The organism is Methylobacterium sp. WL7, from assembly GCF_008040085.1.
GTDB lineage: Bacteria > Pseudomonadota > Alphaproteobacteria > Rhizobiales > Beijerinckiaceae > Methylobacterium > Methylobacterium mesophilicum.
Genome location: NZ_VRVG01000164.1, coordinates 1 through 10,107 on the forward strand (window position 1 = coordinate 1; position 10,107 = coordinate 10,107).

Annotated in this window: 8 protein-coding genes; 4 read left to right on the top strand and 4 right to left on the bottom strand. The window is 71.1% G+C overall.

Annotated elements, in window-relative coordinates; translation table 11 throughout:
• Positions 1-1,323, top strand: a 1,323-nt coding sequence (locus FV233_RS26170; protein WP_147899253.1) for a replication-associated recombination protein A, incomplete at its 5' end; no start/stop codon positions are given.
• Between the two features lie 265 nt (positions 1,324-1,588).
• On the opposite strand, the gene FV233_RS26175 is transcribed toward FV233_RS26170, so the two are convergent.
• Positions 1,589-2,053, bottom strand: coding sequence for an Lrp/AsnC ligand binding domain-containing protein (locus FV233_RS26175; RefSeq protein ID WP_058194928.1), 465 nt, complete (start codon positions 2,051-2,053; stop codon positions 1,589-1,591).
• A gap of 197 nt (positions 2,054-2,250) precedes the next feature.
• Here FV233_RS26175 and FV233_RS26180 point away from each other — a divergent pair, with 197 nt between their 5' ends.
• Complete coding sequence (locus tag FV233_RS26180; RefSeq protein WP_147899254.1) at positions 2,251-3,261, top strand: 1-aminocyclopropane-1-carboxylate deaminase; 1,011 nt, start codon at positions 2,251-2,253, stop codon at positions 3,259-3,261.
• 582 nt (positions 3,262-3,843) lie between these two features.
• Positions 3,844-5,613 carry a gamma-glutamyltransferase gene (gene ggt / locus FV233_RS26185; RefSeq protein ID WP_147899255.1) on the top strand — a complete coding sequence of 590 codons (1,770 nt, stop codon included), beginning with the start codon at positions 3,844-3,846 and terminating at the stop codon, positions 5,611-5,613.
• Between the two features lie 65 nt (positions 5,614-5,678).
• On the opposite strand, the gene purD is transcribed toward ggt, so the two are convergent.
• The 3 genes from purD to FV233_RS26200 form a co-directional block, all read right to left on the bottom strand.
• Positions 5,679-6,956 (bottom strand): phosphoribosylamine--glycine ligase, encoded by a 1,278-nt coding sequence (purD, locus tag FV233_RS26190; RefSeq protein WP_147855322.1) that lies wholly within the window; start codon positions 6,954-6,956, stop codon positions 5,679-5,681.
• A 149-nt stretch (positions 6,957-7,105) separates the two neighbouring features.
• Positions 7,106-7,414, bottom strand: coding sequence for a hypothetical protein (locus tag FV233_RS26195; protein WP_147855323.1), 309 nt, complete (start codon positions 7,412-7,414; stop codon positions 7,106-7,108).
• A gap of 74 nt (positions 7,415-7,488) precedes the next feature.
• Positions 7,489-8,724: an oxalate decarboxylase family bicupin gene (locus FV233_RS26200; protein WP_147899256.1), complete on the bottom strand. Its 1,236-nt coding sequence runs from the start codon at positions 8,722-8,724 to the stop codon at positions 7,489-7,491.
• Between the two features lie 274 nt (positions 8,725-8,998).
• Here FV233_RS26200 and FV233_RS26205 point away from each other — a divergent pair.
• The coding region (locus tag FV233_RS26205) for an efflux RND transporter periplasmic adaptor subunit (protein WP_147899257.1) at positions 8,999-10,107 on the top strand (1,109 nt) is incomplete at its 3' end.

Below are 10,107 nucleotides of genomic sequence, written 5' to 3' on the forward strand. Positions count from 1 at the left end.
CGCCCGGCCGCCTCGGCACCGGATTCCGGCCACGCCCCCGTCGCGGAGGCCAGCCGCCCGCTCGCGGACCGGCTGCGCCCCCAAAGCCTGGCTGAGGTCGTCGGCCAGGAGCACCTGACCGGGGAGGGCGGCAGCCTCACCCGGCTGCTGCGCGGAAAGAGCCTCGGCTCGCTGATCTTCTGGGGGCCGCCCGGCACCGGCAAGACCACGGTGGCGCGGCTCCTGGCCCAGGGCACCGACCTGCATTTCGAGCAGATCTCGGCGATTTTTTCGGGCGTGCCCGACCTGCGCAAGGTGTTCGAGGCCGCCCGCAAGCGCCGGGCGACCGGGCAGGCGACCCTGCTGTTCGTCGATGAGATCCACCGGTTCAACCGGGCGCAGCTCGACGCCTTCCTGCCGGTGATGGAGGACGGCACCGTCACGCTGGTGGGCGCCACCACGGAGAACCCGTCCTTCGAGCTCAACGCCGCCCTGCTGTCGCGGGCCCGGGTGCTGCTGTTCCGGGCCCTCGATCCGGGCGCGATCGCGCGGCTGCTGGTCCGGGCCGAGGCGCTGACGGGCCAAGCCCTGCCGCTCACCGAGGAGGCGCGGGGCGTGCTGGTCCGGATGGCCGACGGCGACGGCCGCGCGGCGTTGACGCTCGCCGAGGAGGTCTGGCGCTCGGCCAGGCCGGGGGAGACCCTCGACGCCGAGGCGTTGCAGGAGATCGTGCAGCGGCGGGCGCCGATCTACGACAAGGCCCAGGAGGGCCATTACAACCTGATCTCGGCCCTGCATAAGACCGTGCGCGGCTCCGATCCGGACGCGGCGCTCTACTATCTGTGCCGGATGCTCGATGCCGGCGAGGACCGGCTGTTCATCGCCCGCCGGCTGGTCCGCATGGCGGTGGAGGATATCGGGCTCGCCGACCCGCAGGCCCTGGTGGTCGCCAACGCCGCCAAGGACGCGTTCGACTTCCTCGGCAGCCCCGAGGGCGAGCTCGCTCTGGCGCAGGCCGCGATCTACCTGGCCTGCGCGCCGAAATCGAACGCGGTCTACACCGCCTACAAGGCCGCCACGCGGCTCGCCAAGGAGGCCGGCTCCCTGGCCCCGCCCCGCACCATCCTCAACGCGCCGACCAAGCTGATGAAGCGGATCGGCTACGGCGAGGGCTACCGCTACGACCACGACGAGCCCGACGCCTTCTCGGGCCAGGATTACTGGCCCGACGCCATCGGGCGCCAGCACCTCTACGCGCCCACCGAGCGCGGCTACGAGACCCGGCTCGCGGAGCGGCTCGACCGCTGGGAGGCCCTGCGCAAGGCGCGGCGCGGGGAGGGGTAGGGCGGAACTGCGAGGGGCATGGCCTGCGCGCCGTCCCTTTCCCGGGCGCGTGGAGCGTCAGCGGAATGCGACCCGGGATCCAGCACAAGACGACGCGAAGCGTCCGCCTGCGCCGCCGCGATGTCATCCTGTGCCGCTGCGCGGCGCTCTGTGTGCTGGATCCCGGACCAGGTTCCGCTTCGCTCCACCTGTCCGGGAAAGGGGCGCGCGTCGTCCATCGCGCTATGCCCAGCGGCCGCCGATAATCCTGAAACCCGGTTCCGCGTCAGAGGTCCAGCGGCGCGTTGTCGATCACCTCCTTCATCACGAAGAACGTGCGGGTCTGGCGCACCCCCGGCAGGCCGATCAGCGTGGCGCTGTGGAGGCGGTTGAAGTCGGCCATGTCGGAGACGCGGACCTTCAGGATGTAGTCGAAGTCGCCGGCCACGAGGTGGCAGTCGAGCAGCACGGGGATCGCCCGCACCGCGGCCTCGAATTCGGAAAAGCTCTCGGGGGTCGAGCGGTCGAGCACGACGCCGACGAAGACCAGGGTGCCCCGGCCGACCCGGGCCGGATCGACCAGCGCCCGGACCGCCCGCACGAAGCCGTCCGTGAACAGGCGCTGAATCCGGCGATGGCAGGTGGCCGCGCTGGTGCCCGAGCGCTCGGCGATCTCGGCATTGGCCATGCGCCCGTCCGCCTGGAGCAGGCGCAGGATCTTGAGGTCGATCCGGTCGAGCCCTGCGGACATGGCGGTTTCTTTCACTTTTTTGGGACTTTCCGGATGATTTCTCGTCCGTTGCGGCGGTCGATGCAAGCAGAGAGCCATCGGCAGGCCAAGATCGAGAGCACCTTTCAGACGATCCGGGTTAGCTTTCTGCCGTAACCCGAAGGCGGCCGCGCCGGGTGGAAAACGATCCCGGCGGCCGGAAGACCTGGAGAGTCCCGATGCTGCAACAGTTCGAGCGCTACCCCCTGACCTTCGGCCCGACGCCGATCGAGCCGCTCAAGCGGCTCTCGGCCCATCTGGGGGATGCGGTCGAGATCTACGCCAAGCGCGAGGATTGCAATTCGGGCCTGGCCTATGGCGGCAACAAGCTGCGCAAGCTCGAATACATCGTGCCGGACGCGATCAAGAGCGGCGCCGACACCCTGGTCTCGATCGGCGGCGTGCAGTCGAACCACACCCGTATGGTCGCGGCGGTGGCCGCCAAGATCGGCATGAAGTGCCGGCTGATCCAGGAGGCCTGGGTGCCCCACGAGGATGCCGTCTACGACCGGGTCGGCAACATCCTCTTGTCGCGGATCATGGGCGCGCAGACGCAGCTCGTGGATGACGGATTCGACATCGGCATCCGCGACAGCTGGAAGCGTGCGCTCGCCGAGGTCGAGGCCGAGGGCGGCAAGCCCTACGCGATCCCGGCCGGCGCCTCGGTGCACAAGTACGGTGGCCTCGGCTATGTCGGCTTCGCCGAGGAGGTACGTAAGCAGGAGGCCGAGATGGGCCTGCGCTTCGACTACGTGGTGGTCTGCACCGTCACCGGCTCGACCCATGCCGGCATGCTGGTGGGCTTCTCCGCGGACGGGCGCGCCCGGAACGTCATCGGCATCGACGCCTCCTGCACCCCGGCCCAGACCAAGGCCCAGGTCCTCGACATCGCCCAGAACACCGCCGCCCTGGTCGGCGCGGGCGACATCGTCGCCGACGACGTCGTGCTCAACGCCGATTACGCCTACCCGGTCTACGGCGTGCCCTCGCAGGAGACCGTCGAGGCGATCCGGCTCTCGGCCCGGCTCGAGGGGATGATCACAGACCCGGTCTACGAGGGCAAATCCATGCAGGGCATGATCGACCTCGTGAAGAAGGGGTTCTTCCCGAAGGGCGCGAAGATCCTCTACGCGCATCTCGGCGGCGCGCCGGCGCTGAACGGCTACAGCTACACGTTCCGCAACGGCTGAGGCCGACCAGCCGCCGAACCGCCTCTCCCATCAGCCCCCTCATCCTGAGGCGCCCGGCGATCGAAGATCGCCGGGCCTCGAAGGAGCCCTCCAGAACGCGTGCGGCTCGCTGGAGGGCTCCTTCGAGGGCTCCGCTCCGCCGCGCCACCTTAGAGGCTGAGAGTCTGTCGATCGGTCACGCTTCGACATCCTCATGAGCCGAATACCCGGGCGGCCCCGGACGGGCCGGCGACGAAGGACACGGCGCGGGTCCCCTCTCCCGTGCGGGAGAGGGACAGGGTGAGGGATGCGACTTCTCCGGAAAGATCTGGTCCCTCACCCCAACCCTCTCCCGCACGGGAGAGGGGGCGTGTCGCGCTCCGTCATCGACCTCGACCGCAAATCTTCGGGGAACGTCCCGCCTCGGCTCGCAAGCCAGGCTCCTGTGCCGGGATGGACCTTCCGAGGAGCGCCGCAGCGTCTGTCGCGAGCGGAGAACCGAAAGACCCACACCCTCTCAGGATGAGGCTATCGTCGGGAGCCGCGACTCCGGCGCCCGGCCCCCTATATGGCAGCGCCGGACCCGCATCGAAGAGAGCCTGGATGATCGCACCGGCACGCGCGCTGTTCCTCGGGCTTCTCGTCGCCCTCGGAAGCCCCGGGGCGCGGGCCGCCTCGGGACCGGCCGTCGAGGCCGAGAACGGCATGGTGGTGTCGTCCCAGCGCCTGGCCTCCCAGGTGGGCGCCGACATCCTGAAGGCCGGCGGCAACGCCATCGATGCCGCGGTGGCCGTGGCCTATGCCGAGGCGGTGGTGAACCCGTGCTGCGGCAATATCGGCGGCGGCGGCTTCCTGGTGCTGCACCGGGCCGACGGACAGAGCCGCTTCATCAATTTCCGCGAGAAGGCGCCCGGGGCGGCCAGCCGCGACATGTATCTCGACGCCGACGGCAGCGTCGTGAGGGGCGCGAGCCTGCGCGGCTGGAAGGCGGCGGGCGTGCCCGGCACCGTGCTCGGCCTGAACACCGCGCTCGCGGAATACGGAACCCTGCCGCTGGCCCGGGTGATGGCCCCGGCGGTCGCGCTCGCCCGGGACGGCTTCGTGCTCACCCGGGGCGACACCGACATCCTGGATTTCGGCGCCAAGCTGTTCGCCGGGCAGGCCAACGTCGCCCGCGTCTTCCTGCGCCCGGACGGCACGTCCTGGCGGCCCGGCGACCGGATGGTCCAGGCCGGCCTCGCCCGCACCCTCCAGGCCATCGCCGAGGGCGGCTCGGACGCGTTCTACAAGGGCGAGATCCCCCGCCAGGTCGAGGCGGCGTCCCGGGCCGGGGGCGGGGTGCTCACGGCTTCCGACTTCGCCGCCTACACGGTGACCGAATCCGAGCCGCTGACCTGCCGCTACCGGGGCGCCACCATCCTGTCGGCACCCCCGCCCTCGTCCGGCGGCACGACTTTGTGCGAGATCCTGACCATCCTCGACGGCTACGACCTGCGGGCGGCCGGCTTCAATTCCGCCCGGACCGTGCACCTGATGGTCGAGGCGATGCGGCGCGCCTATGCCGACCGCAACATCCTGCTGGGCGACCCGGATTTCGGGCCCAACCCGGTGGCGCGCCTGCTGTCGCCGGCCTACGCCGAGCAGCTCCGGGCTACGATCCGGCCGGACCGGGCGACCCCGTCCGCCGAGATCCGCCCGGCCCCCGAAAGCCTCCCGCAGGAGAAGCCCGAGACCACCCACATCTCGGTGATGGACAAGGCCGGCAACGCGGTCTCGCTCACCTACACGATCAACGGCTATTTCGGCGCCGGCGTGATGGCCGGGGAGACCGGGTTCTTCCTCAACGACGAGATGGACGATTTTACCGTCAAGCCCGGGGTGCCGAACCTGTTCGGCCTGGTCCAGGGCGCCCGCAACGCGATCGCGCCGGGCAAGCGCCCGCTCTCGTCGATGGCGCCGACCATCGTGCTGCGGGACGGCAAGGTCGCCCTGGTGGCGGGCTCGCCCGGGGGCTCGCGGATCATCACGATCAACGCCCAGACGCTGATCAACGTGCTCGATTTCGGCATGGAGCCGCAGGAGGCGGTGGACGCCCCGCGCATCCATCACCAGTGGCTGCCCGATACGGTCTACGCCGAGCCGTTCGCGCTCTCGGCGGACACGCAAGCGATCCTGCGGGGCCTAGGCCACACGATCGTCGAGCAGAAACCCTGGGGCGCGCAGGAGCTGATCGCAATCCGCGCCGCCGTGCCGGACCCCACCGACGCGGCCTCCTCGGGCAACGACGCCACGCGCACGGAGCGGATGCGCCCGGGCCTGCTCTACGGCGCCAACGACAACCGCCGTCCGGCCGGCGCCGCGATCGGCGAGTAACGGGTTCCCAAAGGGCAGGCCCTTTGGCAGGGGTTCGGGGGCGGAGCCCCCGAGACACCGGGCTTTCAGCCCCGGTCTGCGGCTTCCCGGGCGACTTCGCGGAAGCCGATGTCCCGGCGGCAGAAGCCCTCCGGCCAGTCGATCCGGGCCACCGCCGCGTAGGCGCGGTCCTGGGCGTCGGTGACGCTGTCGCCGAGCGCCGTCACCGCGAGCACCCGGCCGCCGTCGGCGAGAAGTTGGCCGCCCTCGTCGCGGGTGCCGGCCTGGAACACGAACACGCCGTCGCCCTCGGCCCCGTCGACGCCCCGGATCACCGAGCCCCGCACCACGGCCCCGGGATAGCCGGCGGCCGCCATCACCACGGTGAGGGCGGCCCGGTGGGCGTCGAATTCCAGCGTGACCCCGGAGAGGTCGCCTTCGCTCGCCGAGAGCAAAGCCGGGACGAGGTCGGAGGCGAGGCGGGGCATCAGCACCTGCGCCTCGGGATCGCCGAAGCGGGTGTTGTACTCGATGAGCTTGGGGCCGTCCGCGGTGAGCATCAGGCCGGCGTAGAGGATGCCCGTGAACGGGCAGCCGCGCGCCCGCATGCCGGCCAGCGTCGGCAGGATGATCTCGGCCATGACCCGGGCCTCGATCTCCGGGGTCACGACCCGGGCCGGGGAGTAGGCGCCCATGCCGCCGGTGTTGGGGCCGCGGTCGCCGTCGAACACGCGCTTGTGGTCCTGCGCGGTGCCGAGCGGGATCGCCCGGGTGCCGTCGCACAGCGCGAAGAAGCTCGCCTCCTCGCCGAACAGGCATTCCTCGACCACCACCTCGGCGCCGGGATCCTCGAACAGCGACGCCAGCGCGTCCTCGGCCTGGTCCAGGGTCTCGGCGACGGTGACGCCCTTGCCGGCCGCGAGGCCGTCGGCCTTCACGACGATCGGGACGCCCTCCCGGCGGACGTAGGCGAGCGCCGGCTCCAGCGCGGTGAAGCGCGCGAAGGCGGCGGTCGGGATCCCGCAGGCGGCGCAGAGGTCCTTGGTGAAGCCCTTCGAGCCCTCGAGCCGCGCCGCGTCGCGGGTCGGCCCGAAGGTGCGGATCCCGGCGATCTTCAGGTCGTCCACCAGCCCGGCGACCAGCGGCGCCTCGGGCCCGACCACCACGAGGCCGATCGACTCGGCGGCGCAGAAGGCCGCCACCGCGGCGTGGTCGGTGATCGTGAGGTCGGGCCGGTTGGTGCCGTGGCGGGCGGTGCCGGGATTGCCCGGCGCCGTGAACAGGCGGGTACAGAGCGGGCTCTTGGCCAGGCGCCAGGCCAGCGCGTGCTCGCGTCCCCCCGAGCCGATCAGCAGAATGTTCATGCGCGCGCCACCATGGGCCCAGCTTCTGGGCCAAGCGTGCGGACGGGAAAAGGTTTTTTTCGGGCTGTCCCCGCTATGCCGGGATTTCAGCCCCCGCTTCGTCCGGTTCCGAAAGCCGGCAACCACCTTTCGGGACGATGCGCCGACGCTCAGCAGCCGATGCACACGCTGGTGTTGACCCCGCCCCGGGGCGCCCGCGCGATCCCGTGCCGGCCGACCCGGCGCCCGCCGTAGACGCCGTAATACGGCACGTGGGGCTGGTACTGGACGTTGCGCTGGAACTGCTGGTTCAGCGTGTTGTAGTCGGAGACCCGCTGCTGGTTGAGGGTGCGGATCTGGCTCTGCAGGGCGAACGAGGAATTGGCCGCGTTCGGGTCGTTCGGCTGTACCTGCGCCCAGGCGGCGCCCGCCGGGAGGGCGAGCGCCAGGGCGAGGAACGCGCGGGCGAGGGCGCGCATCGGGTTCTCCGTATCAAGCCTGAATACTGTTCATCATATCGACGCACCCAGGCTCGATCAGGTTCCTGGCCGCGTCAACCCGGCACGACCGGCGTCTTGGTTTGCGGCAGGGCGTCGAGCTGCTTGGGATCCAGCCCGGTATGGGCCTGCACCAGGGGATGCGGGGTCAGCGCCAGCCACTGGTTCAGCGAGATGTCGGCGTAGCGCGGGCTCTTGAACATCTCCAGGAAGGTCAGCGTCGTGTCCCCGGTATTCTCGATGTAGTGGCCCATGGCGTAGGGCACGTAGCCGACGTCGCCGGCCTGGTAGTCGAAGGTGCGGGCCTTCGATTCCGAGCCGAACACCGTCATCCGGCCCTTGCCCGAGAGGTAGTACTGCCACTCGTCGCTGTTGGGGTGCCAGTGCAGCTCGCGCAGGCCCCCGGGCTCGACCTCGACCAGCGCCGCCGCGATCGTCACCGAGGCCGGGAACACCGTGGAATCGGTGATGCGCACGCGCCCGCTCTTGGTGCGGATCGGCTCCTGCACCAGCATCCGGTGGCTGAAGGTTTTTGGGACGTCCCCGGCGCCGCCCATCTTGTCGGCCGCGAGCGGGCCGGGGGTCGGCCCCGGGAAGATGTAGAGCTCCTTCTCGGGGATCTTGGCCAGCGCGCTCTCGGGCACCCCGAGATTCTTGGCCAGGATGTCCCGCGGCGTGTGCGCCAGCCAGTCGGTGAGCAGGAAGGTCGAATCCTCCGAGAAGCCGCCGTCGTCGAACACCAGCAGGAACTCGCAACCGTCGATGCCGTCGGCCGAAAGCCCCTGGATCGCGTGCGGGATGCCGCCCGGGAAGTACCAGAGGTCGCCCTCGCCGACATCGTCCGCGAAGGTGCGCCCGTCCTGGTCGACCGCGGTGATCCGGGCCTTGCCCTTGATCATGTAGGACCACTCGGCTTCCTTGTGCCAGTGCATCTCGCGGACCACGCCGGCCTTGAGCCGCATGTTGACCCCGGCCATGGCCTTGGAGACCGGCAATTCGCGCACCGTGGTCTGGCGCGCCCAGCCGCCTTCCTCCAGGCGCATGTGGCTGTCGGTGAACGACCATTTCAGGTTCGGCATCGTGCCGTGGTCGGTGGCCGGCGGCGCCTGGGTGAACGGCTCCTCGGCGGCGCGGGGCCCGTTGGTCGGGCCCAGGATGTCGGCGCCCCTGGAGCCCCGCTGGGGCAGGGGCCCGGCGGCGAGAGGGCCGGCGGCGGTCTGCGCCAGGGCGGGGGACGCCATCATCGCACCGCCCGCGGCGGCAATCATGGAACGCCGGGAGATCTCGGTCATCGCGTGTCGGCCTGTTGGAGCGCGCCGCCGAAGAGGGGGACAGGTCCGGCGTCGGCGCGTCTGGGAACGGGGGCCGGAATCCAGCCCCGTCGCGGGGGTAACCGGCCGCGGCATCGGAGGATCCAGCACATCATCGTGCGCTGCGGCATCTCGCCGGGACCCCGGGCATGGTCTATGAATTGAATACACTCTTGAACGTGTCCCGGTCGGCGGGCGCCGGCCGCAGGCCGGATCGCCCCTGCCGGGCGGACGTTCGGTGCGACCCGAGGACCAGATGGCGGACCGGGACAGTTCAGCCGCGCGCGAATCCGCTGCGCCGGGCGCGCCCGGCGGCCCCGCGCGGCCCGGCCGCCTGTGGATCGGCCTGCTGGCGCTGGCGGGGGTCGGGCTCCTGGGCTACCGCCACTGGCCGGAGCCGTCCCGGGCGGCGAGCCCGCCGCCGCAGGCGGCCAAGAAGCCCCAGACCGTGCGGGTGGCCATGGCCCGGCAGGCCTCCGACACGCTCAGCCTGACCCAGACCGGCACCACCCAGGCCTTCGACACCGCGAGCCTCTATCCGCGGGCGACCGGCTACATCGTCGAGCGCAAGGTCGATATCGGCTCGCACGTGAGGAAGGGCGACCTGCTGTTCCGGATCAGCGCGCCCGACCTCGACCAGCAGTTGGTCCAGGCGCAATCGCAGGTGCTGCAATTGCAGGCGGCGCTGATCCAGGCGCGCGCCATGGTCGATCAGGCCGAAGCCAACCGCCACCTCGCGGACGTGACCAACCGGCGGACCTCGACGCTGGCCGGCAGCGGCACCGCGACCCAGCAGAACGCCGACACCGCGCAGGCCGGGGTGCTGGCGCAGGGCGCCAACGTCGACGCCGTCAAGGCGGCCGTGAAGGTCGCGGAGGCCAACATCGCCGCCCAGGAGGCCCAGGTCGCCCGGCTCAGGGTCCTGACCGGCTTCGAGGAGATCCGCGCGCCCTTCGACGGGGTCGTGACCACCCGCAACACCGATGTCGGCGACGCGGTCACGGCGGACACCAACACGGGCGCGCCGCTGCTGACGCTGGCCCGGGACGACGTGCTGCGCATGGCGGTGAACGTGCCGCTCTACGCGGCCGACGGAATCCGCGACGGCCTGGAGGCCAAGGCCGAGGTGGCGCAGCTCCCTGGAAAAATCTTCCCCGGCCGGGTCTCGCGCTCGTCCACGACCCTGCTCCACGCCTCGCGCACCCTGGTGACGCAGGTCGACATCCCCAACCCGGACCGGGTCCTGCAGGCCGGCCTCTACATCACCCTGACCCTGGCGATCCCCCGGGTGTCCCCGGCGGTGTCGGTCCCGAACGACGCCCTGATCTTCGACCAGGACGGCACCCGGGTGGCGGTGGTGGGGGC